Annotated in this window: 42 protein-coding genes; 40 read left to right on the forward strand and 2 right to left on the reverse strand. The window is 39.1% G+C overall.

Annotation, left to right across the window (positions count from 1 at the left end):
- Window positions 1-4: 4 nt before the first annotated feature.
- The 38 genes from rplC (at window position 5) to salA (ending at window position 21,411) form a co-directional block, all read left to right on the forward strand.
- A complete protein-coding gene (gene rplC, locus LRP84_RS17025; RefSeq protein WP_230576168.1) occupies window positions 5-637 on the forward strand; it encodes a 50S ribosomal protein L3 in 633 nt (210 codons plus the stop codon).
- Window positions 638-663: 26 nt separating this feature from the next.
- Window positions 664-1,287: a 50S ribosomal protein L4 gene (gene rplD / locus LRP84_RS17030; protein ID WP_230576169.1), complete on the forward strand. Its 624-nt coding sequence runs from the start codon at window positions 664-666 to the stop codon at window positions 1,285-1,287.
- Window positions 1,287-1,577: a 50S ribosomal protein L23 gene (gene rplW, locus LRP84_RS17035; RefSeq protein WP_020062294.1), complete on the forward strand. Its 291-nt coding sequence runs from the start codon at window positions 1,287-1,289 to the stop codon at window positions 1,575-1,577. Before rplD ends, rplW begins: the two co-directional genes overlap by 1 nt.
- 28 nt (window positions 1,578-1,605) lie before the next feature.
- Entirely contained in the window at window positions 1,606-2,436 is an 831-nt protein-coding gene (gene rplB, locus LRP84_RS17040) for a 50S ribosomal protein L2 (RefSeq protein WP_230576170.1), read from the forward strand.
- Between the two features lie 60 nt (window positions 2,437-2,496).
- The gene (rpsS, locus tag LRP84_RS17045; protein WP_020062296.1) at window positions 2,497-2,775 is read left to right on the forward strand and encodes a 30S ribosomal protein S19; all 279 of its coding nucleotides are present in this window, start codon (window positions 2,497-2,499) and stop codon (window positions 2,773-2,775) included.
- A 17-nt stretch (window positions 2,776-2,792) separates the two neighbouring features.
- Window positions 2,793-3,134: a 50S ribosomal protein L22 gene (gene rplV, locus LRP84_RS17050; RefSeq protein ID WP_001148024.1), complete on the forward strand. Its 342-nt coding sequence runs from the start codon at window positions 2,793-2,795 to the stop codon at window positions 3,132-3,134.
- Between the two features lie 3 nt (window positions 3,135-3,137).
- Window positions 3,138-3,797, forward strand: coding sequence for a 30S ribosomal protein S3 (rpsC, locus tag LRP84_RS17055; RefSeq protein ID WP_020062297.1), 660 nt, complete (start codon window positions 3,138-3,140; stop codon window positions 3,795-3,797).
- Between the two features lies 1 nt (window position 3,798).
- Entirely contained in the window at window positions 3,799-4,233 is a 435-nt protein-coding gene (rplP, locus tag LRP84_RS17060) for a 50S ribosomal protein L16 (RefSeq protein WP_020062298.1), read from the forward strand.
- Window positions 4,223-4,423, forward strand: a complete 201-nt coding sequence (rpmC, locus tag LRP84_RS17065) for a 50S ribosomal protein L29 (RefSeq protein WP_000855718.1) — start codon at window positions 4,223-4,225, stop codon at window positions 4,421-4,423. The genes rplP and rpmC overlap by 11 nt, the downstream gene beginning before the upstream one ends.
- Before the next feature lie 20 nt (window positions 4,424-4,443).
- A complete protein-coding gene (rpsQ, locus tag LRP84_RS17070) occupies window positions 4,444-4,707 on the forward strand; it encodes a 30S ribosomal protein S17 (protein WP_011983253.1) in 264 nt (87 codons plus the stop codon).
- Window positions 4,708-4,750: 43 nt separating this feature from the next.
- The gene (gene rplN / locus LRP84_RS17075) at window positions 4,751-5,119 is read left to right on the forward strand and encodes a 50S ribosomal protein L14 (RefSeq protein ID WP_035433708.1); all 369 of its coding nucleotides are present in this window, start codon (window positions 4,751-4,753) and stop codon (window positions 5,117-5,119) included.
- Window positions 5,120-5,157: 38 nt separating this feature from the next.
- Window positions 5,158-5,469 carry a 50S ribosomal protein L24 gene (gene rplX / locus LRP84_RS17080; protein ID WP_230576171.1) on the forward strand — a complete coding sequence of 104 codons (312 nt, stop codon included), beginning with the start codon at window positions 5,158-5,160 and terminating at the stop codon, window positions 5,467-5,469.
- Window positions 5,470-5,495: 26 nt separating this feature from the next.
- On the forward strand, window positions 5,496-6,035 hold the full coding sequence (gene rplE / locus LRP84_RS17085; protein WP_020062301.1) for a 50S ribosomal protein L5: 540 nt from the start codon (window positions 5,496-5,498) through the stop codon (window positions 6,033-6,035).
- Between the two features lie 33 nt (window positions 6,036-6,068).
- On the forward strand, window positions 6,069-6,254 hold the full coding sequence (gene rpsN, locus LRP84_RS17090; RefSeq protein WP_020062302.1) for a 30S ribosomal protein S14: 186 nt from the start codon (window positions 6,069-6,071) through the stop codon (window positions 6,252-6,254).
- Between the two features lie 29 nt (window positions 6,255-6,283).
- The gene (gene rpsH / locus LRP84_RS17095) at window positions 6,284-6,682 is read left to right on the forward strand and encodes a 30S ribosomal protein S8 (RefSeq protein WP_020062303.1); all 399 of its coding nucleotides are present in this window, start codon (window positions 6,284-6,286) and stop codon (window positions 6,680-6,682) included.
- A gap of 31 nt (window positions 6,683-6,713) precedes the next feature.
- The gene (rplF, locus tag LRP84_RS17100; protein WP_230576172.1) at window positions 6,714-7,253 is read left to right on the forward strand and encodes a 50S ribosomal protein L6; all 540 of its coding nucleotides are present in this window, start codon (window positions 6,714-6,716) and stop codon (window positions 7,251-7,253) included.
- Between the two features lie 31 nt (window positions 7,254-7,284).
- A complete protein-coding gene (rplR, locus tag LRP84_RS17105; RefSeq protein WP_230576173.1) occupies window positions 7,285-7,647 on the forward strand; it encodes a 50S ribosomal protein L18 in 363 nt (120 codons plus the stop codon).
- A 21-nt stretch (window positions 7,648-7,668) separates the two neighbouring features.
- Entirely contained in the window at window positions 7,669-8,169 is a 501-nt protein-coding gene (gene rpsE, locus LRP84_RS17110) for a 30S ribosomal protein S5 (protein WP_230576174.1), read from the forward strand.
- Window positions 8,170-8,186: 17 nt separating this feature from the next.
- Window positions 8,187-8,369: a 50S ribosomal protein L30 gene (rpmD, locus tag LRP84_RS17115; RefSeq protein ID WP_020062307.1), complete on the forward strand. Its 183-nt coding sequence runs from the start codon at window positions 8,187-8,189 to the stop codon at window positions 8,367-8,369.
- Between the two features lie 33 nt (window positions 8,370-8,402).
- The gene (rplO, locus tag LRP84_RS17120; RefSeq protein WP_098310007.1) at window positions 8,403-8,843 is read left to right on the forward strand and encodes a 50S ribosomal protein L15; all 441 of its coding nucleotides are present in this window, start codon (window positions 8,403-8,405) and stop codon (window positions 8,841-8,843) included.
- Window positions 8,843-10,141, forward strand: coding sequence for a preprotein translocase subunit SecY (gene secY, locus LRP84_RS17125; protein WP_230576175.1), 1,299 nt, complete (start codon window positions 8,843-8,845; stop codon window positions 10,139-10,141). The genes rplO and secY overlap by 1 nt, the downstream gene beginning before the upstream one ends.
- 53 nt (window positions 10,142-10,194) lie before the next feature.
- On the forward strand, window positions 10,195-10,845 hold the full coding sequence (locus LRP84_RS17130) for an adenylate kinase (protein WP_098310009.1): 651 nt from the start codon (window positions 10,195-10,197) through the stop codon (window positions 10,843-10,845).
- Window positions 10,845-11,591 (forward strand): type I methionyl aminopeptidase, encoded by a 747-nt coding sequence (gene map / locus LRP84_RS17135; protein WP_230576176.1) that lies wholly within the window; start codon window positions 10,845-10,847, stop codon window positions 11,589-11,591. Before LRP84_RS17130 ends, map begins: the two co-directional genes overlap by 1 nt.
- A 67-nt stretch (window positions 11,592-11,658) precedes the next feature.
- The gene (gene infA / locus LRP84_RS17140; protein WP_020062312.1) at window positions 11,659-11,877 is read left to right on the forward strand and encodes a translation initiation factor IF-1; all 219 of its coding nucleotides are present in this window, start codon (window positions 11,659-11,661) and stop codon (window positions 11,875-11,877) included.
- Between the two features lie 35 nt (window positions 11,878-11,912).
- Window positions 11,913-12,026 carry a 50S ribosomal protein L36 gene (rpmJ, locus tag LRP84_RS17145; protein WP_000868344.1) on the forward strand — a complete coding sequence of 38 codons (114 nt, stop codon included), beginning with the start codon at window positions 11,913-11,915 and terminating at the stop codon, window positions 12,024-12,026.
- 21 nt (window positions 12,027-12,047) lie between these two features.
- Entirely contained in the window at window positions 12,048-12,413 is a 366-nt protein-coding gene (gene rpsM / locus LRP84_RS17150) for a 30S ribosomal protein S13 (protein ID WP_035433696.1), read from the forward strand.
- Window positions 12,414-12,437: 24 nt separating this feature from the next.
- Window positions 12,438-12,827 carry a 30S ribosomal protein S11 gene (gene rpsK / locus LRP84_RS17155; protein ID WP_003194384.1) on the forward strand — a complete coding sequence of 130 codons (390 nt, stop codon included), beginning with the start codon at window positions 12,438-12,440 and terminating at the stop codon, window positions 12,825-12,827.
- Window positions 12,828-13,007: 180 nt separating this feature from the next.
- Window positions 13,008-13,952, forward strand: a complete 945-nt coding sequence (locus LRP84_RS17160; RefSeq protein ID WP_000569645.1) for a DNA-directed RNA polymerase subunit alpha — start codon at window positions 13,008-13,010, stop codon at window positions 13,950-13,952.
- A gap of 35 nt (window positions 13,953-13,987) precedes the next feature.
- Window positions 13,988-14,350 carry a 50S ribosomal protein L17 gene (rplQ, locus tag LRP84_RS17165; protein ID WP_230576177.1) on the forward strand — a complete coding sequence of 121 codons (363 nt, stop codon included), beginning with the start codon at window positions 13,988-13,990 and terminating at the stop codon, window positions 14,348-14,350.
- Between the two features lie 225 nt (window positions 14,351-14,575).
- Window positions 14,576-15,418 carry an energy-coupling factor ABC transporter ATP-binding protein gene (locus tag LRP84_RS17170; protein WP_230576178.1) on the forward strand — a complete coding sequence of 281 codons (843 nt, stop codon included), beginning with the start codon at window positions 14,576-14,578 and terminating at the stop codon, window positions 15,416-15,418.
- Complete coding sequence (locus LRP84_RS17175; RefSeq protein ID WP_230576179.1) at window positions 15,394-16,275, forward strand: energy-coupling factor ABC transporter ATP-binding protein; 882 nt, start codon at window positions 15,394-15,396, stop codon at window positions 16,273-16,275. The genes LRP84_RS17170 and LRP84_RS17175 overlap by 25 nt, the downstream gene beginning before the upstream one ends.
- The gene (locus tag LRP84_RS17180) at window positions 16,263-17,057 is read left to right on the forward strand and encodes an energy-coupling factor transporter transmembrane component T family protein (RefSeq protein ID WP_230576180.1); all 795 of its coding nucleotides are present in this window, start codon (window positions 16,263-16,265) and stop codon (window positions 17,055-17,057) included. Before LRP84_RS17175 ends, LRP84_RS17180 begins: the two co-directional genes overlap by 13 nt.
- A gap of 14 nt (window positions 17,058-17,071) precedes the next feature.
- Window positions 17,072-17,815 (forward strand): tRNA pseudouridine(38-40) synthase TruA, encoded by a 744-nt coding sequence (gene truA / locus LRP84_RS17185; protein WP_302850616.1) that lies wholly within the window; start codon window positions 17,072-17,074, stop codon window positions 17,813-17,815.
- A 155-nt stretch (window positions 17,816-17,970) separates the two neighbouring features.
- Window positions 17,971-18,408, forward strand: a complete 438-nt coding sequence (gene rplM / locus LRP84_RS17190; RefSeq protein ID WP_098310017.1) for a 50S ribosomal protein L13 — start codon at window positions 17,971-17,973, stop codon at window positions 18,406-18,408.
- A 21-nt stretch (window positions 18,409-18,429) separates the two neighbouring features.
- Complete coding sequence (gene rpsI, locus LRP84_RS17195) at window positions 18,430-18,822, forward strand: 30S ribosomal protein S9 (RefSeq protein ID WP_020063209.1); 393 nt, start codon at window positions 18,430-18,432, stop codon at window positions 18,820-18,822.
- Between the two features lie 167 nt (window positions 18,823-18,989).
- On the forward strand, window positions 18,990-19,418 hold the full coding sequence (locus tag LRP84_RS17200) for a DUF2521 family protein (protein ID WP_230576182.1): 429 nt from the start codon (window positions 18,990-18,992) through the stop codon (window positions 19,416-19,418).
- Between the two features lie 66 nt (window positions 19,419-19,484).
- A complete protein-coding gene (cwlD, locus tag LRP84_RS17205; protein WP_230576183.1) occupies window positions 19,485-20,198 on the forward strand; it encodes an N-acetylmuramoyl-L-alanine amidase CwlD in 714 nt (237 codons plus the stop codon).
- A 151-nt stretch (window positions 20,199-20,349) separates the two neighbouring features.
- Window positions 20,350-21,411 (forward strand): iron-sulfur carrier protein/transcriptional regulator SalA, encoded by a 1,062-nt coding sequence (gene salA / locus LRP84_RS17210; protein WP_230576184.1) that lies wholly within the window; start codon window positions 20,350-20,352, stop codon window positions 21,409-21,411.
- A 15-nt stretch (window positions 21,412-21,426) separates the two neighbouring features.
- Here salA and gerD read toward each other — a convergent pair whose 3' ends face one another.
- Entirely contained in the window at window positions 21,427-22,035 is a 609-nt protein-coding gene (gene gerD, locus LRP84_RS17215; protein WP_230576185.1) for a spore germination lipoprotein GerD, read from the reverse strand.
- A 138-nt stretch (window positions 22,036-22,173) separates the two neighbouring features.
- Between gerD and LRP84_RS17220 the strand changes: the two genes are divergently transcribed.
- The gene (locus LRP84_RS17220) at window positions 22,174-22,776 is read left to right on the forward strand and encodes a KinB-signaling pathway activation protein (RefSeq protein WP_230576186.1); all 603 of its coding nucleotides are present in this window, start codon (window positions 22,174-22,176) and stop codon (window positions 22,774-22,776) included.
- A gap of 74 nt (window positions 22,777-22,850) precedes the next feature.
- Here the strand turns inward: LRP84_RS17220 and pdaB are convergent, their stop codons facing one another.
- Window positions 22,851-23,615, reverse strand: coding sequence for a polysaccharide deacetylase family sporulation protein PdaB (pdaB, locus tag LRP84_RS17225; protein WP_230576187.1), 765 nt, complete (start codon window positions 23,613-23,615; stop codon window positions 22,851-22,853).
- A gap of 269 nt (window positions 23,616-23,884) precedes the next feature.
- On the opposite strand from pdaB, the gene LRP84_RS17230 reads away from it, so the two are divergent.
- The gene (locus tag LRP84_RS17230) at window positions 23,885-24,103 is read left to right on the forward strand and encodes a hypothetical protein (protein ID WP_230576188.1); all 219 of its coding nucleotides are present in this window, start codon (window positions 23,885-23,887) and stop codon (window positions 24,101-24,103) included.
- Window positions 24,104-24,349 lie beyond the last annotated feature (246 nt).

Consider the following 24,349-nt stretch of genomic DNA (forward strand, 5'->3'; position numbering starts at 1 on the left):
ACTCATGACCAAAGGAATCTTAGGAAAAAAGATCGGTATGACTCAAGTATTTGCTGAAAACGGTGAGCTAATTCCTGTAACTGTTATCGAAGCGACTCCAAACGTTGTTCTTCAAAAGAAAACTGTTGAAACTGATGGCTACAATGCAATTCAGTTAGGTTTCGCTGATAAACGTGAAAAATTAGCTAACAAACCTGAACAAGGTCACGTTGCTAAAGCAACTACTGCTCCTAAGCGCTTCATTCGCGAACTTCGCGATGCAGACGTGGAAGGACAAGAAGTTGGTCAAGAGGTAAAAGTAGAAGTTTTCGCTGCAGGTGAAACTGTAGACGTAACAGGTATTTCTAAAGGTAAAGGTTTCCAAGGTGCTATTAAACGCCACGGACAATCTCGCGGACCTATGTCTCACGGTTCTCGTTATCACCGTCGTCCTGGTTCAATGGGCCCTGTTGCTCCGAACCGTGTATTCAAAGGCAAAAAACTTGCTGGACGTATGGGTGGAGACCAAGTTACTATTCAAAACTTAGAAATCGTTCAAGTTGATGTTGAACGTAATTTACTATTAGTAAAAGGCAACGTTCCTGGCGCTAAGAAATCTCTTGTAGTTGTTCGTAGTGCTGTTAAGGCTAGCAAATAATTTTCTGTAAGAAAGGAGGAACCCCAATGCCAAAAGTAAAGTTATATAACCAAACTGGTTCTGAAGTTGGTGAAATCCAATTAACTGAAACTATTTTCGGTATCGAACCAAACGAAGCTGTACTTTTCGAAGCAGTAATGATGCAACGTGCATCTTTACGCCAAGGTACACACAAAGTAAAAACTCGCTCTGAAGTGCGCGGTGGAGGTCGTAAACCATGGCGTCAAAAAGGAACTGGACGTGCTCGTCAAGGCTCTATCCGTTCTCCTCAATGGCGTGGTGGTGGTACGGTATTCGGACCTACACCAAGAAGCTATGCGTACAAACTACCTAAAAAAGTTCGTCGCTTAGCTATCAAATCTGCATTAGCTACTAAAGTAGTTGAGAACAACATCGTAGTTCTTGAGGATTTAGTGTTAAATGCACCAAAAACAAAAGACATGGTAGCAGTTCTTAAAGGATTAACTGTTGAGAAGAAAGCTCTTATCGTAACTGCTGATGTAAACGAAGCAGTTGAGTTATCTGCTCGCAATATCCCTGGAGTAACAGTAATCACTGCTGATGGCGTAAACGTTTTAGACGTTCTTCATCATGATAAGCTAATCATGACAAAAGCGGCAGTGGAAAAAGTAGAGGAGGTGCTTGCATAATGAAAGATCCTCGTGATATCATTAAGCGCCCAGTTATCACTGAACGTTCTATGGAAATGATGGCTGAAAAAAAATACACGTTCGATGTGGACGTTAAAGCTAATAAAACGGAAGTTAAAGATGCTGTAGAAGCTATCTTTGGTGTTGAAGTTGATAAAGTAAATATCATGAACTACAAACCAAAAGCAAAACGTGTTGGTCGTCACGCTGGTTTCACTAACCGTCGTCGTAAAGCAATCGTTAAGCTTACTGCTGACAGCAAAGAAATCGAGATCTTCCAAGGAGTTTAATCCTTACTAAAGAAGGAGGGAAAATCAGATGGCAATCAAAAAGTATAATCCAACTACTAACGGTCGTCGTAACATGACTACGAATGATTTCGCTGAAATCACGACTGATAGACCGGAAAAATCATTACTTGCGCCTTTAAGCAAAAAGGCTGGACGTAATAACCAAGGTAAAATCACTGTACGTCACCAAGGTGGCGGACACAAGCGTCAATACCGTATCATCGACTTCAAACGTAACAAAGATGGAATTCCAGGACGCGTTGCTACGATCGAATACGATCCAAACCGCTCTGCGAATATTGCATTAATTAACTACGTTGACGGTGAAAAACGTTACATCCTTGCTCCTAAAAACTTAGAAGTAGGTATGGAAATCATGTCTGGCCCAGAAGCGGACATTAAAATCGGTAACGCATTACCATTAATCAACATTCCAGTAGGTACAGTTGTTCATAACATCGAGCTTAAACCAGGTCGCGGTGGACAATTAGTTCGTTCTGCTGGTACATCTGCTCAAGTACTTGGTAAAGAAGGTAAATACGTACTTGTACGTTTAACTTCTGGTGAAGTACGCTTAGTCCTATCTACTTGTCGCGCTACAGTAGGTCAAGTAGGTAATGAGCACCATGAACTTATTAAAATTGGTAAAGCGGGTCGTTCTCGCTGGTTAGGCAAGCGCCCAACTGTTCGTGGTTCTGTAATGAACCCAGTTGATCACCCACACGGTGGTGGTGAAGGTCGCTCACCAATCGGACGTAAGTCTCCAATGTCTCCATGGGGTAAACCAACTCTTGGATTCAAAACTCGTAAGAAAAATAAAGCGTCTGACAAATTCATCGTTCGTCGTCGTAAAAAATAATGGGGTTGTAGTACGGTTCATTTCTAGAACCGTACGGCAATCACGAAGGGAGGCACCAAAATGGCTCGTAGCTTGAAAAAAGGACCATTTGTTGATGATCATTTAATGAACAAAATTGCAAAGTTAAATGAAACTGAGCAAAAACAAGTTGTAAAAACTTGGTCTCGTCGTTCAACGATCTTCCCACAGTTTATTGGTCATACAATCGCTGTATATGATGGTCGTAAACACGTTCCTGTATACGTAACTGAGGATATGGTTGGCCACAAGTTAGGTGAGTTCGCACCAACTCGTACGTACAAAGGTCATGATGCTGACGATAAGAAAACTAGAAGATAATGAGAGGAGGCACTTCAATGCAAGCTAAAGCAGTAGCGAGAACAGTTCGTATTGCTCCTCGTAAAGTTCGTTTAGTAGTAGACTTAATCCGAGGTAAGCAAGTGGGTGAAGCGATTGCTATCCTTAACCACACACCAAAAACTGCTTCTCCAGTTGTAGAAAAAGTTTTGAAATCTGCAATTGCAAATGCAGAACATAACTATGAAATGGACATAAACAACTTAGTTGTTGAAAAAGTTTTCGTTGACGAAGGTCCAACGTTAAAACGTTTCCGTCCACGTGCAATGGGTCGTGCAAGCCAAATTAACAAACGCACAAGCCACATCACAGTTGTGGTATCAGAAAAGAAGGAGGGATAATCGATGGGTCAAAAGGTTAGTCCAGTTGGTCTTCGTGTCGGTATCATCCGTGATTGGGAATCTCGCTGGTACGCTGAAAAAGATTATGCTACATTCTTACATGAAGACATCAAAATTCGTGAATACATCAACGTTCGCTTAAAAGATTCTGCTGTTTCTAAAGTAGAAATCGAGCGTGCGGCAAATCGTGTAAATGTTACAATTCACACGGCAAAACCTGGTATGGTAATTGGTAAAGGTGGTACAGAAGTTGAAGCACTTCGTAAAGCTCTTAACCAATTAACAGGTAAACGTGTACACATCAACATTTTAGAAGTTAAGAGAGCTGATCTTGACGCTAAATTAGTAGGCGAAAACATCGCTCGTCAATTAGAAAACCGTGTATCTTTCCGTCGTGCACAAAAGCAAGCAATTCAACGTGCTATGCGTGCAGGAGCTAAAGGTATTAAAACACAGGTTTCTGGTCGTCTTGGCGGAGCTGATATCGCTCGTGCAGAATCTTACAGTGAAGGAACTGTTCCACTTCATACACTTCGCGCTGATATTGACTATGCAACAGCTGAAGCTGATACAACGTACGGTAAATTAGGCGTAAAAGTATGGATCTACCGTGGAGAAGTCCTTCCTACAAAAAAGAAAGCTTCTGAGGAAGGAGGAAAATAATATGTTAATGCCTAAACGCGTAAAATATCGTAGAGAGCATCGTGGTAAAATGCGTGGTCGTGCAAAAGGTGGCGCTGAAGTACATTTTGGTGAGTTTGGTTTACAATCTCAAGAAGCATCTTGGATTACAAACCGTCAAATCGAAGCAGCTCGTCGTGCAATGACTCGTTATATGAAACGTGGCGGTAAAGTTTGGATTAAAATTTTCCCTTCTAAACCTTACACTGCTAAACCTCTAGAAGTACGTATGGGTTCCGGTAAAGGGGCTCCAGAAGGTTGGGTAGCAGTAGTAAAACCTGGAAAGGTTATGTTTGAAATTGCGGGTGTATCTGAAGAGGTAGCACGCGAAGCATTACGTCTTGCAGCTCACAAATTACCAGTGAAATGTAAATTCGTAAAACGTGAAGAAAATGGTGGTGAATCTAATGAAAACTAATGATATTCGTGAATTAACCACTGCCGAAATCGAAACAAAAGTTAAAGCTTTAAAGGAAGAGTTGTTTAATCTTCGCTTCCAGCTTGCTACAGGACAATTAGAGAATCCAACACGCATCCGTGAAGTGCGTAAAGCAATTGCTCGTATGAAAACTGTAGTTCGCGAAAGAGAGATCGGAATTAATCGATAAATTGAGGGGAGGTTTGCAAAGTGAGCGAACGTAACCAACGCAAAGTTTACACTGGTCGTGTTGTTTCTGACAAAATGGACAAAACGATTACAGTTTTAGTTGAAACTTACAAAACTCATTCCTTGTACGGAAAGCGCGTTAAGTATTCTAAGAAGTATAAAGCCCATGATGAGCAAAACCAAGCAAAAGTTGGCGATATCGTAAAAATCATGGAAACTCGCCCGCTTTCTGCTACTAAGCGTTTCCGTTTAGTTGAAATCGTTGAAGAAGCGGTTATTATCTAAATAGACGAATCGGAATTTTAAGTCCGAAGGGAGGTTTCATAACATGATCCAACAAGAATCTCGTTTGAAAGTAGCTGACAACTCTGGCGCACGTGAACTTTTAACAATCAAAGTATTAGGCGGCTCTGGTCGTAAATACGCAAACATCGGTGATATTATCGTTGCTACGGTAAAACAAGCAACACCAGGTGGCGTTGTTAAAAAAGGTGACGTTGTTAAAGCAGTAGTAGTACGTACGAAGAGCGGTGCTCGTCGTCCAGACGGTTCTTATATCAAATTTGATGAAAACGCAGCGGTTATCATTAAAGACGATAAGAGCCCACGTGGTACTCGTATCTTCGGACCAGTAGCTCGTGAATTACGTGATAACAACTTCATGAAGATCGTTTCTTTAGCTCCAGAAGTTCTATAATTTAAGGTCTTGCCTTGCTAAGGAGGTGCAGAAGTAAGATGCATGTAAAAAAAGGTGATAAAGTACAGGTAATCAGTGGTAAAGACAAAGGAAAACAAGGCGTTATCCTTGCAGCTTTCCCAAAAGAAAACCGTGTTATCGTTGAGGGTGTTAACATCGTTAAGAAGCACTCTAAGCCATCTCAAATAAATCCACAAGGTGGAATTATCACGAAAGAAGCAGCTATCCACGTATCTAATGTTATGCCATTAGATCCTAAAACAGGTGTACCTACTCGCGTAGGCTACAAAGCGGAAGATGGTAAAAAAGTTCGTGTTGCAAAAAAATCTGGTGAATTGTTAGATAAATAAGTTCTATATGAAAGGAGGTCCCTTCATTGAATCGCCTTAAAGAGAAATTCCAAAAAGAAATTACTCCTGCTCTTATGAGCAAGTTTAACTATAAATCTGTAATGGAAGTACCGAAAATCGAAAAGATCGTAATCAACACTGGTGTTGGTGACGCGGTATCCAACTCTAAAGCATTAGACAGTGCTGTAGAAGAGTTAACACAAATCGCAGGTCAAAAACCTGTTGTAACTCGCGCTAAAAAATCTATCGCAGGATTCCGTCTTCGTGAGGGTATGCCTATCGGTGCAAAGGTTACTTTACGCGGCGAGCAAATGTATGAGTTCTTCGACAAATTAGTATCAGTTTCTTTACCACGTGTACGTGATTTCCGTGGTGTTTCTAAGAAATCTTTCGATGGTCGTGGTAACTACACATTAGGTGTTAAAGAGCAATTAATTTTCCCTGAGATTGATTATGATAAAGTAAGCAAAGTTCGTGGTATGGACATCGTAATCGTTACTACAGCGAAAACTGATGAAGAAGCTCGTGAACTTTTAACACAATTCGGTATGCCATTCCAAAAATAATGGAAGCCAACGCTAAGTAGAGGAGGCGAAAACGTGGCTAAAAAATCTATGATTGCGAAACAAAAGCGTACTCCTAAGTTTAAAGTGCAAGATTATACACGTTGCGAGCGCTGCGGTCGTCCGCATTCTGTATACCGCAAATTTAAACTTTGCCGTATTTGTTTCCGTGAACTTGCATATAAAGGACAAATTCCTGGCGTTAAAAAAGCTAGTTGGTAATACCCACAAATGGGAAGGAGGTAACACACATGGTGATGACAGATCCAATTGCAGATATGCTTACTCGCATCCGTAATGCGAACATGGTACGTCATGAGAAATTAGAAGTTCCTGCTTCTAAAATCAAAAAAGAAATCGCTGAAATCTTAAAACGTGAAGGTTTCATTCGTGATGTGGAATACATCGAGGATAACAAACAAGGTATCCTTCGTATTTTCCTAAAATACGGTGTAAACAATGAGCGTGTAATCACTGGATTAAAGCGTATCAGTAAGCCTGGCTTACGTGTTTATGCAAAAGCTGATGAAGTACCACGTGTACTTAACGGATTAGGTATTGCACTTGTTTCTACATCTAAGGGAGTAATGACGGACAAAGACGCTCGTCAATTACAAACTGGTGGAGAAGTAGTAGCATACGTTTGGTAATATATATTTAAACGAACGGAGGTGTGACCACATGTCTCGTATTGGTAAAAAGATTCTTGACATCCCTGCAGGTGTTACAGTTACAGTAGCAGAAAATAATACTGTAACTGTAAAAGGCCCTAAAGGTGAATTAACTCGTACTTTCAATGCTGATATGGTTATCAAAATTGAAGAAAATATCTTAACAGTAGAACGCCCTTCTGAACAGAAGGAACACCGTGCATTACACGGAACAACTCGTGCTCTTCTTGGAAACATGGTTGAAGGTGTAACAACAGGTTTCGCTCGCGGACTTGAATTAATCGGTGTTGGTTACCGTGCACAAAAACAAGGTGACAAACTTGTATTAAACGTAGGTTACTCTCACCCAGTTGAGATGACTCCAGAAGCTGGTCTTGAAGTTGAAGTTCCTGCTCCTACAAAGATCGTAATCAAAGGTATCGACAAGCAACGTGTTGGCGAATTTGCTGCTAACGTTCGCGCTGTACGTGCTCCAGAGCCATACAAAGGCAAAGGTATTCGTTACGAAGGCGAAGTTGTACGTCGTAAAGAAGGTAAAACTGCTAAGTAAACCCGTTAGGTGAAAGAAAGGAGTGACAAGAATGATCACTAAACCTGATAAAAATGCGGTTCGTAGGAAAAGACATGCACGTGTACGTGCAAAGCTTGCTGGTACTGCTGAGCGTCCACGTTTAAACGTGTTCCGTTCTAATCAACACATTTACGCTCAAGTAATTGATGATGTAAACGGTGTAACATTAGCAAGCGCGTCTACTCTTGATAAAGAACTTACTCTTAACGGTACAGGCAACACTGAAGCTGCTACTAAAGTTGGCGAATTAGTTGCTAAACGTGCTGTAGAGAAAGGCGTTAAAGAAATAGTATTTGATCGCGGCGGTTACTTATACCATGGTCGTGTTAAAGCTTTAGCTGAAGCTGCTCGTGAGGCTGGCTTACAATTTTAATGGTCAAAGGAGGGAAAATAGATGCGTCGCATTGACCCAAGTAAATTTGAACTTGAAGAACGTGTAGTTACGATAAACCGTGTTGCGAAAGTTGTTAAGGGTGGTCGTCGTTTCCGCTTCGCTGCACTAGTTGTAGTTGGCGATAAAAACGGTCATGTTGGATTCGGTACTGGTAAAGCGCAAGAGGTACCAGATGCAATCCGCAAGGCTATCGAAGATGCTAAGAAAAACTTAATCGAAGTACCATTAGTTGGTACAACAATTCCACACGTAATTATCGGTCAATTTGGAGCGGGTGAAGTATTCTTAAAACCTGCTGCAGAAGGTACTGGAGTTATCGCTGGTGGTCCAGTTCGTGCGGTTCTTGAATTAGCTGGTGTACAAGATATTCTTTCTAAATCTCTTGGTTCTAACACACCAATTAACATGATCCGTGCTACTGTAAATGGATTAAAAGATCTTAAGCGTGCTGAAGATGTTGCAAAATTACGCGGTAAATCTGTAGAAGAGCTACTAGGTTAAGAAGGAGGGAAAACATAATGGCGAAAAAGTTAGAAATTACCCTCACTCGTAGTGTAATTGGTCGTCCACAAGATCAACGTGCGACTGTAGAAGCTTTAGGTCTTAAAAAGTTGAATTCAACTGTAGTTAAGGAAGAAACTCCTGCTATTCGCGGTATGATCAACAAAGTTTCTCACCTTGTAACTGTAAAAGAAGCTTAATGATAACTCATCAATATAAGGAGGTGCCTGGGAATGAAACTTCATGAATTACAACCTGCAGAAGGTTCTCGTAAAGTTCGTAACCGTGTAGGTCGTGGTATCGGTTCTGGTAACGGTAAAACTGCTGGAAAAGGTCATAAAGGACAAAACGCACGTTCTGGTGGCGGTGTTCGTCTTGGTTTTGAAGGCGGTCAAACTCCATTATTCCGTCGTTTACCAAAACGCGGCTTTACAAACATCAACCGTAAAGAGTTTGCTATCGTTAACTTAACAACGTTAAATCGTTTTGAAGACGGTACAGAAGTAACACCTGAATTATTGCTTGAGACTGGCGTTATCAGCAAATTAAATGACGGTGTTAAAATTCTTGCAAACGGTGCGGTAGAGAAAAAGCTTACTGTTAAAGCTCACAAGTTCTCTTCAACTGCAAAAGAAGCGATTGAAGCGGCTGGCGGAACAGTTGAGGTGATCTAATGTTTCGCACAATCTCCAACTTTATGCGCGTTGCTGAGATAAGAAATAAAATATTGTTCACTTTAGCGATGTTAATCGTGTTTCGGATTGGCACGTTCATCCCAGTGCCTCATACAAATGCAGATGTACTGAGAGCGCAAGACCAGTTGAATGTATTGGGTATTCTGAATACATTTGGCGGCGGAGCCTTGAAAAAATTCTCCATCTTTGCGATGGGAATCATGCCGTACATTACAGCATCCATCATCGTGCAATTATTGCAGATGGATGTTGTTCCTAAATTTACGGAATGGTCAAAACAAGGGGAAATGGGTCGTCGTAAGTTAAATCAGTTTACCCGCTACTTTACAATTGTTCTTGCTTTTATTCAAGCACTCGGTATGTCAATCGGTTTTAACGGTATGGCAGGTGGACAGTTAATTACGGATCCTAGCTGGTCAACATACTTATATATTGCTACGGTACTGACTGCCGGAACTGCATTTCTAATGTGGTTAGGTGAGCAGATTACGGCAAAGGGAGTAGGAAATGGTATTTCTATTATTATCTTTGCAGGTATTACCGCAGCTATCCCAAATACTATAAGTCAAGTGTATGCACAGCAGTTCCAAAATGCCGGAGATGAATTGTTCATTAGTATCGTAAAAGTTGGTTTAATTTTGTTAGCTGTGTTAGCGGTTATTGTTGGTGTTATTTACATTCAACAAGCTGTTAGAAAGATCCCGATTCAATATGCGAAGCGCGTAACTGGAAATGGTGGTTATACTGGAGCACAAAACACTCATTTACCACTTAAGGTAAATAGTGCTGGTGTTATTCCAGTAATTTTTGCTGTTTCATTCTTGATTACGCCTCCGACTATTGCACAGTTTTTCCCGAAATATGAAATATCGCAGTGGATTATTAAGAACTTTAACTATACTCATCCAGTGGGTATGACAATATATGTTGCACTAATTATTGCCTTTGCATATTTCTATGCTTTTGTTCAAGTGAATCCTGAACAGATGGCTGAAAACTTAAATAAACAAGGTGGATATGTTCCTGGTATTCGTCCGGGTAAGAATACAGAACAATATTTAACAAAGATCTTGTATCGTTTGACCTTTGTAGGTGCAATTTTCTTAGCGGCAATTGCAATTCTACCTGTTTTATTTATTCAATTTGCAAACCTGCCACAATCTGCGCAGATTGGTGGAACAAGTTTACTAATTGTTGTCGGTGTTGCATTAGAGACAATGAAACAGCTCGAAAGTCAATTAGTGAGACGCCATTACAAAGGGTTTATCAAACAGTGAGTAAGTGGGAAGAGGCATCTTCCCTACATGCTCATTCATGAGGGGGAATACAGATGAACTTAATTTTAATGGGGCTTCCAGGTGCTGGTAAAGGTACACAAGCCGAAAAGATTGTTGCCAAGTATGACATCCCTCACATTTCAACAGGAGATATGTTTCGTGCTGCTATGAAAGATGAAACTGAACTTGGTTTACAAGCGAAGTCCTTTATTGATAAAGGAGCACTTGTACCAGATGAAGTTACAATCGGAATCGTGCGTGAGCGTTTAAGTCAAGAAGACTGCGTAAAAGGCTTCTTATTAGATGGTTTTCCGCGAACAGTTGCACAAGCTTCAGCTCTTGAAGAAATCATGAAAGATCTTGGCAAAAAGATTAATTATGTTTTAAACATTAATGTGGATTCAGGGTTGCTGTTAAAACGTTTAACAGGCCGTCGCATTTGTAAAGAGTGCGGTGCGACTTACCACTTAGAATTCAATCCGCCAGCAAAAGAGGGCGTATGTGATAAATGTGGTGGCGAGTTATATCAGCGTTCTGATGACAACGAAGAAACTGTAGCAAATCGTTTAGAAGTGAATATTAAGCAAACAAAGCCGTTGCTTGATTTCTACGAAGAGCTTGGTTACTTAAAAAGCATTAATGGTGAGCAAGATATCGATAAAGTATTTGCTGATGTCGATCTTCTCATCGGAGGCTTAGCGTAATGATTATTTGCAAAACTCCTCGCGAAATCGAGATTATGCGAGAAGCTGGCAAGATTGTTGCTTTAACTCATCAAGAGTTAAAAAAGCATATTGCCCCAGGAATTACAACGAAAGAGCTCGATCAAATAGCGGAAAAAACGATTCTAAAATATGGCGGTTCGCCATCTTTTAAAGGATACAACGGATTTCCGGGAAGCATTTGTGCTTCGGTAAACGAAGAGCTTGTACACGGGATTCCAGGAAAGCGCAAGCTCCAAGAAGGCGATATTATTAGTATCGATATTGGTGCGAAATATAATGGATACCATGGAGATTCTGCATGGACGTATCCAGTAGGAAACATTTCCGAATCTGTTCAAAAGCTACTTGATGTCACAGAAAAATCGTTGTATCTTGGTTTAGAACAAGCAAAACTGGGCGAACGATTATCTAATGTTTCACATGCGATTCAAACGTATGTCGAAGATAATGGATTCTCGATCGTTAGGGAGTATGTCGGTCACGGAATCGGGCAAGACTTACATGAAGACCCACAAATCCCGCACTATGGTCCACCAAACCAAGGACCTAGATTAAGACCGGGAATGGTCATTTGTGTTGAGCCGATGGTGAACCAAGGAAGACGATATGTAAAAACACTATCTGATGACTGGACAGTGGTAACGGTAGATGGTAAATGGTGTGCGCATTTTGAGCACACGATTGCTCTTACAGAAGCAGGATACGAAATCCTTACCACTTTATAGGTAGCTGGCTCTCCGGAATTTCAGAACAGTGTAGAATGTTACTGATTTGAAGAAGGGAGAACATTGAATGGCTAAAGATGATGTAATTGAAGTCGAAGGTACCGTTATTGAAACGTTGCCAAATGCTATGTTCAAAGTAGAATTAGAGAATGGGCATGTTGTATTGGCTCACGTTTCTGGTAAAATCCGTATGAACTTCATTCGTATTTTACCAGGAGATAAAGTTACGGTAGAATTATCACCGTACGATTTAAATCGTGGTCGTATCACGTACCGCTTTAAATAATATAGCACTCCGTAATCTTTAAGGAGGTTCGAGACATGAAAGTAAGACCGTCAGTTAAGCCGATCTGCGAAAAATGTAAAGTTATTCGTAGACGTGGAAAAGTAATGGTTATTTGTGAAAACCCTAAACATAAACAAAAACAAGGTTAATCAGAAGGAGGTGCATTCGGAATGGCACGTATCGCAGGTGTAGATATTCCTCGTGACAAACGCGTTGTTATTTCTTTAACTTACGTATTCGGCATTGGTCGCACAACTGCTGAAAAAATTCTTGCTGAAGCTGGTGTTTCTGAAGAAACACGAGTTCGCGATTTAACTGAAGACGAATTAGGACGTATCCGTGATATCGTCGATCGTATCAAAGTTGAAGGAGACCTTCGTCGTGAAGTTTCTCTTAACATTAAACGTCTAATGGAGATCGGTTCTTACCGTGGTCTTCGTCACCGTCGTGGTTTACCAGTTCGTGGTCAAAACTCTAAAAACAATGCTCGTACACGTAAAGGTCCACGTCGTACAGTAGCAAATAAAAAGAAATAATAAGTAAAGGAGGTTGAACTAACAATGGCACGTAAAACAAACACTCGTAAAAAACGTGTGAAAAAGAATATTGAAGCTGGTATAGCTCATATTCGTTCTACTTTCAACAACACAATCGTAACACTTACAGATACTCACGGTAACGCGCTTTCTTGGTCTAGTGCTGGTGCACTTGGTTTCCGTGGATCTCGTAAATCTACTCCATTCGCTGCACAAATGGCTGCTGAAACTGCTGCTAAAGTTGCAATGGAGCATGGTTTAAAAACTTTAGAGGTTACTGTAAAAGGTCCTGGTGCTGGTCGTGAAGCTGCAATTCGTGCTCTTCAAGCTGCAGGTCTAGAAGTAACAGCAATCAGAGATGTTACTCCAGTTCCTCATAATGGATGTCGTCCGCCAAAACGTCGTCGTGTATAATTTTTCTGTATAGATTTTTCCCTTTTGTCTATAATGGATATGATGCATTATCGAGAAATTTCGTACAGAAACATCGCTTGTTGTGCACAATCGGGAACTGCCTAAGGGGGACTTTCGGTTAGACAGAGGTTTTTCCTTTGTTTAGCCGAGGTTTCGACGTTTTGAAGGAGGGTTTAGTTAATGATTGAAATTGAAAAACCGAAAATCGAAACGGTTGAGCTTAACGAAGATGCTAAGTATGGTAAATTCGTTATTGAACCGCTTGAGCGTGGATATGGTACTACTTTGGGTAACTCCTTACGTCGTATCCTTTTATCCTCACTCCCTGGTGCCGCTGTTACTGCCATCCAAATCGATGGCGTATTACACGAATTTTCGACAGTTGAGGGTGTAGTAGAAGATGTTACAACGATCATCTTAAACTTGAAAAAGTTAGCTCTCAAAATCTACTCTGAAGAAGAGAAGACGCTCGAAATCGATGTACAGGGCGAAGGTATTGTCACAGCTGCTGATATTACTCATGATAGTGATGTTGAAATCTTAAATCCAGATTTATACATTGCAACGTTAGCAAAGGATGCGCATTTCCGCGTGCGTTTAACTGCAAAGCGTGGCCGTGGGTATACGCCAGCTGATGCAAATAAGAGCGAGGATCAACCAATAGGTGTAATTCCTATTGATTCTATTTATACTCCAGTATCACGTGTGACTTACCAAGTGGAAAAGACACGTGTTGGACAAGTGGCAAATTATGATAAGCTTACGCTTGATGTATGGACGGATGGAAGCATCGGGCCAAAAGAAGCTATCTCTTTAGGTGCCAAAATCTTAACAGAGCATTTAAACATCTTTGTTGGTTTAACTGACGAAGCGCAAAATGCTGAGATTATGGTCGAAAAGGAAGAAGACCAAAAAGAAAAAGTTCTAGAAATGACAATTGAAGAACTTGATCTTTCTGTTCGTTCTTATAATTGCTTAAAACGTGCAGGTATTAACACTGTACAAGAGCTTGCGAATAAAACAGAAGAAGATATGATGAAAGTTCGTAACTTAGGACGTAAATCCTTAGAAGAAGTTAAGCATAAGCTAGAAGAACTAGGTTTAGGCTTACGTAAAGACGACTGAGGATTTAAAATCATCAACAAAGGAGGGAACTACGAATGGCATACAGAAAATTAGGCCGTACAAGTGCGCAACGTAAAGCTATGTTACGTGACTTAGCTACTGATTTAATTATCAACGAGCGCATCCAAACGACAGAAACTCGTGCAAAAGAACTTCGTTCTGTAGTGGAAAAAATGATCACTTTAGGTAAACGCGGAGATCTTCACGCTCGTCGTCAAGCAGCTGCTTACATTCGTAATGAAGTTGCTAATGCTGAGACTGGTCAAGATGCATTACAAAAATTATTCGTTGATGTAGCTCCACGCTATGCTGAGCGTCAAGGCGGATACACTCGTATTGCAAAAATTGGTCCACGTCGCGGTGACGCTGCACCAATGGTAATTATCGAGTTAGTATAATGACAAGCAAAAGGGCAGGACAGTACTTTTTAAGTAACTGGTCATGGCCCTTTTTTTTTAAGCATAGAAGAAAACGCTTATCCCGCATTAATGGGCAATAAGACTACCACCTCAAGATTTAGAGAGAAGCGGGGAAGCTAGGTGGGAGATAACTGCACGTAAAAGCCCGATTGGTGATGGAAGTTTCACTTTATTCGGCTGAATAATGGAAGAGGGTGCCCACGAGTGAAAAAAGAGAAGCTTCGTGCTGAGAACATATCATTTCAATATCCTCAAGCTGCTTCTTACGCCCTGCGTGATGTTTCATTCTCTTTATATGAAGGAGAATGGGTATCTGTTATTGGGCAAAATGGGTCAGGGAAATCTACGCTTGCAAAGTTATTAAATGGCTTGTTTTTACCATCAGCAGGAACAATTACTGTAAATGAAACTCTTGTTTTATCTGAAGAAACTGTATGGGATATTCGAAAACAGATTGGAATGGTCTTTCAAAACCCAGATAATCAATTTGTCGGAACAACTGTACAGGATGATGTTGTCTTTGGACTTGAGAATGCCGGAATACCCAGGGAGCTAATGGTAGAACGTATGAAGCACGCTTTAGAGCTCGTTCGAATGGAAGAGTTTCAAAATGAAGAACCCCACTACTTATCGGGTGGACAAAAGCAGCGCGTTGCAATTGCAGGTGTATTAGCACTTCAACCGTCTATTTTAGTATTAGATGAGGCAACATCTATGCTTGACCCACAAGGCCGTAAAGAAGTGGTAGAAACAGTAAGAGACCTTGTTCGTACGAAAGGAATTACAGTTCTTTCGATTACTCACGATTTAGAAGAAGCGGCGCAGTCAGATCGTATTATTATTTTAAATCGCGGAGAACTATTAGAAGAAGGAACACCTGAGCACATTTTTCAATCACCGAAAATGCTGCAAGAAATCGGTTTAGACGTGCCATTTTCTGTGAAAATGGCAGAATTATTGAAAAGCAATGAAATTCCTTTACAATCAATGCATCTTACAATGGAAAGTTTGGTGAGCGAACTTTGGAGATTACATTCCAAAAAGTAGAGCATCGTTATCAATATAAAACCCCATTTGAAAAGCGAGCCCTTTACGATATAGATATTGTGTTTCCTAGTGGTGGATATTATGCAATTATCGGTCATACGGGTTCGGGTAAGTCAACGATGATCCAACATTTAAATGGTTTATTACAACCAACGAGTGGAACTGTTCGCATTGGAGAATATACAATATCTTCTCAAAAGAAAGTAAAAAAATTAAAACCTCTTCGAAAGAAAGTTGGGGTTGTTTTTCAATTTCCAGAACATCAGTTATTTGAAGAAACAGTGGAAAAAGATATTTGTTTCGGCCCTTTAAATTTTGGTGTATCTGAGTATGAAGCGAAACAAAAAGCAAAAGATGCTATTCGATTGGTTGGACTATCAGAAGAACTATTAGAACGATCTCCGTTTGAATTAAGCGGAGGACAAATGAGACGTGTTGCTATAGCCGGTGTATTAGCGATGGAGCCTGAGGTATTAGTATTAGATGAGCCAACAGCAGGACTTGATCCAAAGGGCCAGAATGAGCTTATGGAGATGTTTTATCGTCTTCACAAGCAAAAAGATCTTACGGTGATTCTTGTGACACATAATATGGAGGATGCTGCAAAATATGCAGACAACATTGTTGTCATGCATAAAGGAACGGTCTTTTTGCAAGGAACATCAGAAGAAGTCTTTAAGCATGCAGATGAGCTTGAACAAATTGGTGTGTCTCTTCCGATGCCGCTGAAGTATAAGCGAGAAATTGAAGAGAAATTAGGCATTTCTATCTCGAAAGCCACCTTGTCTTTAGAAGATTTAGCAGATGAAGTCATACAACTGTTTAGAAAAGGTGGGGATTCGTCATGCAGCAGTTAATTATTGGAAGATATATTCCGGGAGAATCTGCCATTCATAGACTGGATCCTCGTACAAAATTGTTAATGGTCTTTTTATATGTATTTGTTGTATTTTTAGCAAATAATGCAATTTCATATGGCTTGCTATTTTTGTATGCACTCATTGCTTTGTTTTTTGCAAAAGTGCCGATTCGCTATGTTCTTTCTGGATTAAAACCTGTTTTATGGATTTTCTTATTCACTTTCTTTCTGCATATTTTTACAACAAAAGAAGGTGCTGTACTCGTTCAATTTGGATGGTTTTCTATATATGAGAAGGGGTTGGAGCAGGGAATTTATATTTCCATTCGTTTTTTGGTCATTATTTTAATGACCACTCTATTAACATTAACAACAACGCCAATTGAAATTACAGATGGTATGGAGACACTGTTGCATCCTTTAAAACGTATAAAAGTTCCTGTTCATGAAATTGCACTTATGATGTCTATTTCGCTGCGCTTTATTCCAACTTTGATGGATGAAACGAGTAAAATTATGAAAGCACAAGCTTCTCGTGGTATAGACTTTGCAGGTGGTCCAATGAAAGACAGGTTAAAAGCGATTATCTCGTTACTTGTACCACTATTTATTAGTGCGTTTAAACGTGCAGAAGACTTAGCGATTGCTATGGAATCACGAGGTTATCAAAGCAACGGATACCGTACGAAATTCCGGCAGCTAGAATGGAAATGGATCGATACATTAACACTCTTAAGCCTATTTGGCTTAGCGTGTATTTTAATTTTAGTTCGATCGTAATGGAGAGTATGAATATGGAAAGAATAAAATGCACAGTTTCGTATGATGGAATTAACTTTTGTGGATATCAAATTCAACCGAATCAACGTACTGTTCAACAAGAAATAGAGAAAGCTTTGCAAAAGGTGCATAAAGGGGAAGCTGTTCGTGTACAAGCGTCAGGAAGAACAGACTCCAATGTTCATGCCAAAGGCCAGGTCATTCATTTTGATACACCGTTATCATTAACAGGAGAGCAATGGATGGCAGCTTTAAATACAATGCTGCCAGATGATATTGCTGTGGAGCAGGCTGAGCAAAAAACGTTAGATTTTCACGCACGATACGGCGTTGTAAAAAAAGAATATCGTTATCGTGTATTATTATCTAAAAAAGCTGATGTATTTCGTAGACATTACGTATATCAGTATCCATATGCATTAGAAGTAGAATCCATCCGAAAAGCAATTCCTTATTTTATTGGAACGCATGATTTTACTTCATTTTGTTCGGCAAAAACTGATAAAAAGGATAAAGTGCGAACAATTTATGAAATAGATTTAATAGAACAAGGTGATGAGCTAGTCTTTCGTTTTGTTGGAAATGGTTTTTTATATAACATGGTTCGAATTATTGTCGGTACGCTGCTTAGTGTTGGTCAAGGGAAAATTGCTCCTGAAAGCATTCCAGATATTTTAAAAAAACAAGACCGCCGTTTTGCTGGGAAGATGGTACCGGGGCAAGGCCTTTATTTATGGCAGGTAAACTATAACAACTAATCCTGGTGTAACATTTGCTTGACATTAGAAACTCAAAAGGATATCATAACATATGGTATTGTTTCTAAGACCACGATTAGCCCCGGAAGGAAATCGTGTTTAAGATAAACAATAGAATTTTTTCTATGAAAAGATATTGAGTAGGAGGGAAACAAATGCGTACGACTTTTATGGCAAAGGCTAACGAAGTTGAGCGTAAATGGTACGTGGTTGATGCTGAAGATAAAACTTTAGGTCGCCTTGCTACTGAAGTAGCATCCATTTTACGTGGTAAAAACAAACCAACATTTACACCACATATTGATACTGGTGATCATGTAATTATTATTAACGCTGAGAAAGTTCACTTAACAGGTAATAAATTAAACGATAAAATTTACTACCGTCACACAAATCACCCAGGTGGACTTAAACAAAGAACAGCTCTAGAAATGCGTACAAACTACCCTGTACAAATGTTAGAGCTTGCTATTAAAGGCATGCTTCCAAAAGGACGTTTAGGACGTCAAATGTCTAAAAAGTTAAATGTGTATGCTGGATCTGAGCATCCACACCAAGCACAAAAACCAGAAGTTTACGAACTTCGCGGATAATTAATTAAAGGAGGGCTTACTTTGGCACAGGTACAATACAATGGTACTGGACGTCGTAAGAGTTCAGTAGCACGCGTACGCCTAGTTCCAGGCGAAGGACGCGTTATCATTAACGGTCGTGATTTTGAAAACTATATCCCATTTGCTGCATTACGTGAAGTAGTGAAACAACCTCTAGTTGCAACAGAAACTTTAGGTAACTACGATGTACTTGTAAACGTACATGGCGGTGGATACACTGGTCAAGCTGGTGCTATCCGTCACGGTATTTCTCGCGCTTTATTAAAAGCTGATCCAGAATACCGTTTAACATTAAAACGTGCAGGTCTATTAACTCGTGACGCACGTATGAAAGAGCGTAAAAAATACGGTCTTAAAGGTGCTCGTCGTGCACCTCAGTTCTCAAAACGTTAATTTTTGCGAACTTCAAACCTCAGCCTTTTGGCTGGGGTTTTTTTATTATGTTCGTAAACATCTTTTATTAGCATCCTCTTCTTTGGAATATTTTAGTGTTGCCTTCTTGTGTATGCTTCCTACTGAGAAGTTTAGACTAATACGTACATAGGGAGGTTTTAAGTACTATGAATGTTATTGTGAGCCTGAAAGAAAAACAAAGAGAAAAGCAGCTGAAGTATGAACGTAAAATACTGCGTGAATTATCATTACAAACACTCAGAGAAAATATTCGCGATTGCTTTTTTATGGATACATTCCATCGTCATTATGAAGATTATTGTATAGAGGTAGGTATTGAGTCCTATTTATTAGGAGCTAGGTATAGTAAGTTTGGTTATTATGGAGAATCACTTTTAGATGTGAAAAGCAGGTCGTCTCATGAAGAAATTCAATTAACAGAAATGCTGTTTCATTTTTTGACAAGTGTTCTTTTGCATACTTTAGAAGAAAATGAAGATGAGCAATTATATCAATTGTGCCAGCGCTTTATTAATGCTTGGTGGCAACAAGGATATGAAAAGGGTGAGAGAAGATATCGCATGAAGCTGCATTAAGAAAATCATAAACTTTCCTCTTGTCCCATATAAGTAAGTAGAGGGACTAGCTAGAGGGGGAAAGGTATGAAAAGAATTCGGATTATTTCTTTTATGTTAGCAGCGGTTGTACTCTTTTTCTTAGTAAGGCAGGATTTTCAAATTACAAAATCGTGGAGAGCGTGGAATTTGCCTTTGTCTGGAAAAATTATTGTATTAGACGCTGGTCATGGTGGCCCGGATGGAGGGGCAGTTGGCGGGGAAGATATTGTTGAAAAAGATATTACACTGGAAATTACAAAAAAAGTGCGAGATTATTTACAAGAACAAGGAGCGCTCGTTATTTTGACACGCAATGGAGACTATGATTTAGCAGACAAAAGCACCAAGGGATATAGTCGCCGCAAAGCAGAAGACTTAAAAAAACGTGTTGATATCATTAATAAGTCTGATATTGACTTTTTTGTTAGTGTGCATTTGAATGCCCTCCCAAGTGGTAATTCGAAAGGAGCACAAACATTTTATTATCGTTCTTTAGTAGAAAATGAGCGAGCAGCAAAGTTTATTCAAGCTGAATTACGAACAAGTCTCGAGAATACGAAGCGTTCGGCAAAAACAATTTCTCATGTTTATTTATTGAAGCATGCGAAAACACCGGGTGTATTAGTTGAAGCTGGCTTTTTATCCAATGTAAACGAAAGATATTTATTAAACTCAGAGAAATATCAGCAAAAAGTTTCTGCTGCTATATATCGTGGGGTATTGCGATATTTTACTGAGAAAGGAAACCCTCCCGATTAAGGGAGGGTCTTCTTTGTAACGGAGTTTTCCGAAAATATGCTATACTTACAATGAAAACGCATTTATTTTGTTCTAATGAGTTATTACACGCTTGTAAGAACTTAATTTCAATTACTTTATCTTATTTTTATAACAGGGGGCGGGACAGGTTATGGTAACGAAAGAACAAGTAGTGGGAGCACTTGAAGGGATTGTAGATCCGTTTCTAAATAAAACATTAAAAGAAACAAATGCTATTAAAGAAGTCACCGTGAAACCGGAAAAAGAACATGTGAGTATTAAAATTGCGATTGTGAAAACAGGAACAGCCGAACAAATGCAGCTGCAAGGAGTAATTGTGAAATTAGTGAAAGAATTAGGAGCAGCAACAGTTGGTTTACGCTTTACGGAATTTACCGAAGAGGAACAATTGCAATTTGCTCCGCAAGAAGAGCAGAGTGAATCTTTATTATCACCGCATTCAAAAACAACTTTCCTAGCAGTAGCAAGTGGAAAAGGCGGAGTTGGAAAATCGACTGTTTCTGTAAACTTAGCGATTTCTCTTGCTAGATTAGGAAAAAAGGTTGGAATCGTTGATGCTGATATATACGGATTTAGTGTGCCGGATATGATGGGGATTGAAAAACGCCCTGTTGTACGTGGTGATAAAATCATTCCGGTAGAGCGTTTTGGTGTAAAAGTTATTTCGATGGGATTTTTCGTAGAAGACAATGCACCTGTTATTTGGAGAGGCCCAATGCTTGGGAAAATGTTAAATCATTTCTTCACAGAAGTAGAGTGGGGTGATTTAGATTACTTAGTGTTAGATTTGCCTCCTGGTACAGGTGATGTAGCATTAGATGTACATTCTATGCTTCCGTCTTGTAAGGAAATTATTGTGACAACGCCTCATCCAACAGCAGCTTTTGTAGCTGCTAGAGCTGGTGCAATGGCACTTCGCACAGAGCATGAGATTATTGGTGTTGTGGAAAATATGTCTTATTTTGAAAGTAAAGTGACTGGTGAAAAAGAATATGTTTTTGGTAAAGGTGGAGGAGAAAAGTTAGCGGCAGACCTACAGACAGTAGTACTTGGGCAAATTCCGCTCCAGCAGCCAGATTGGAATGCAGAAGAATTTGCTCCATCTGTATACGATGAGGAGCATAGCGTTGGAGTAATCTATAAACAAATTGCTAAGCAAGTAATTGAGAGAGCAGCAATTGAACAAAAATAACCCTCAGTGCGAGGGCTATTTTTGTTCTTTTTTTCCTTCTTCTGATCCGCCTTCTTTTTTCTGCTCACCGCCACTTTTCTGAGCCTTTTCAACACCTTTACTAATAATATCTATCATTTTTGCTTGGAATAGTGGACTTTCGGCAGTTTCAGTTAAGACCTGCTGTAAATATTGACGATACTCTTTACTTTTCATTGTTTGCATCATGATTTTTTCAACTTCCGGATTTTTCATGATCTCTATAACACCTGCTTGATACTCAGGATCTTTTAATAATGTTTTCATTAAATTTGTTTGTTCTTTCTCCATGCTTTTTGCAAACTTAGCAGCAAACTCAGGATCTTTGAATAATTTTTCCCAAAGTTGTTGCCCTTTCTCTGATAGCATAGTATCTTCAATCGTTTTTTTTACTACAGATTCATCTAAAATAAGAGCTTGTTTCATTTTTTCATCGGTTAGTACATCTTGGATTGCTTTTTTTCCTTCATCCGTTTTTAAGATATCAATAATCATTTTTTTCGTTTGATCATAGTCTAATTGGGTTTTCGCTTCTTTTTCTTGTGCACATGCAACTATTCCGATAAAAAGAATGGAAGAGACCAAAATGAGCAGAATCCGTTTCATCAGCTGGGACTCCTTTCGCATATTTCTCTTTTTTAATATAAATATCTTGAAGGAATTTATACATATTGATAGCTAGCTTTTTAAAAATGACATTGTTACAATTTAAGTAAAAATATATAGATAATGGGGGATATGTCTATGAATAGCCGAAAATGGGTACGACTCTTTTTGACGACATTGTTTCTTGGGGGAAGCAGTACAATCTTTATCGGTTTTATTTTAGAGTGGGACAAGTATAATCAATTTTTTCAAAATTTCGACGGAAAGGAAATTTTAATGGTTTCTTTTTGGTTGCTTGGGATAGGTTTTATTTTTAGTGTCATTAGTCAGATGGGTTTCTTTGCGTATTTAACAATTCACCGGTTTGGGCTAGGGATGTTTCGTTCTCCATCTCTTTGGAATGCAATACAAATTTTCTTAATTGCATTTGTATTATTTGATTTTGTATATTTGCGCTCTGTATTGATTGCAAATGGGAATGCATCACTTGGTGTGAATATTTTAGTTGCTGGGACTCTCTTTGTATTTGGAGCAATTGTTGCTTACATAAAAAGTAAAGAGACGAATAAGAAAGCTTTTGTCCCGGCCCTATTCTTTATGATTGTTGTGACTGTTATTGAATGGGTTCCAGCGCTGCGGATCAATGATGCAAATTGGTTATACTTAATGGTTGTGCCGTTGTTGCTATGCAATGCGTATCAAGTCCTAATGTTACATCGTTTAATAGGACAAAAAAGCTGATTCCTATATTGGAATCAGCTTTTATTTTGTTTAATGGACAGTAAGGCTTACGCCTTAGTAAAGTAGGTGTAAGTTCAATCTATGTCTTTGCTTTTAGCATTTGTATTAGAGATGAGCTGAGAGACAGGGATGTTTTTAAATCCATCCGTTTTCAATTTTTGAAGCAGCAGTGGTAATGCTTGATTTGTTTGTAGTGCCGAATCAGAAGCGTGAAGTAGAATGATATCTCCTTCGCGTAGATTTTCTGAAACGGTGGTAACGATTTTATTGACTCCAGGGTTTTTCCAGTCATTTGAATTATTACTCCAATGTACAACCGTATATCCTAGAGATTCAGCAATTTTTAATACCGTTTTATTAAAGTTACCATTAGCGGGACGTAGGAGTTGAACTTGCTTCACTTGAAGTTTTGTAAATACGTCCTGTGCCTTTAAGATGTCCCTTCGGATTTCGTCTGCTTCTAAAGAAGTATAGTCTTTGTAATTGTATCCCATACTTCCGATTTCGTGACCATCTTTTATAATACGCTCTACAATATCAGGATGGCGTTCTGCCCATGCTGCCGAAAGGAAGAATGTGGCGTTTGTAATCTTTTTTTCTTTTAATGTATCTAGTATAGGTAATGCTTTCTCATCCCCCCAACTAATATCGAACGTTAAAGAAACTTGTTTTTTTGTCGTGTCTCCTTTATAAATTGCTTTCGGACCAGTAGTTGTTGAAAAAACCGATTCATAAGAATATGTTTTCAAAAAGAGCAGCCATGCCGTAAAAAGGGAAAGCACAATAATAAGACTAATTTGTTTAAACCTATGTTTACTTGTTATAAAGAAGAAAAACATCGTTTCTCCGCCCCTTTGTCCAATCCTTTTCAGTTACTTATATGCAGAAAAAGAAGAAAAGAGAACTAAACGATTAACATCGTAAGAAAAGGATATACTGAACGGTAACGCTTTATATAATTTATCCTGCCTTGATATTTAGAGAAATGGATGAGATAAGTGTATGAAGTAGAAGAAGATACTTGATTCCAAGTATAAAAAATAACTTTAGTTAATTTTACATATATTAGGAAAGTGGTGTGTAGATAAGAAACAGCTGAGGTGACAGAATGATTGGGTTATTGATTACGGAGCAGGAACAAAAAGAATTAGAATATGTATTAAAAAGAGAGTTAGATGAATTGTTATTTGACTTTGCGGATAAGAGGATCCATCGTATTGTAAAAAAGACGATGGAAGAGCGATATAAATTGTTATTTACTTTATTTACAAGAATTGCTCCACCTGAAGATTGTACAAGGTATATGAGGAAAAGAATTTTTTATTAAAAAGTATTGACGATATAGTTTTATATATGATAAATTAATATTCGTCGCTGATGAACGAATTCATCAAGCGAAAAAAGAAATAAAAACTATTGTTGACATTAGATAGTTGAGATGTTAACATAAGGAAGTCGCAAATGAGCGACTAAAAAGTTCTTTGAAAACTGAACGAAACAAACAACGTGAAACGTCAATTTTTATTTATGATGCTAGACAAACACTTTATTGGAGAGTTTGATCCTGGCTCAG

Origin of the sequence: Bacillus rhizoplanae, assembly GCF_917563915.1 — a bacterium.
Classification (GTDB): Bacteria; Bacillota; Bacilli; order Bacillales; family Bacillaceae_G; genus Bacillus_A; species Bacillus_A rhizoplanae.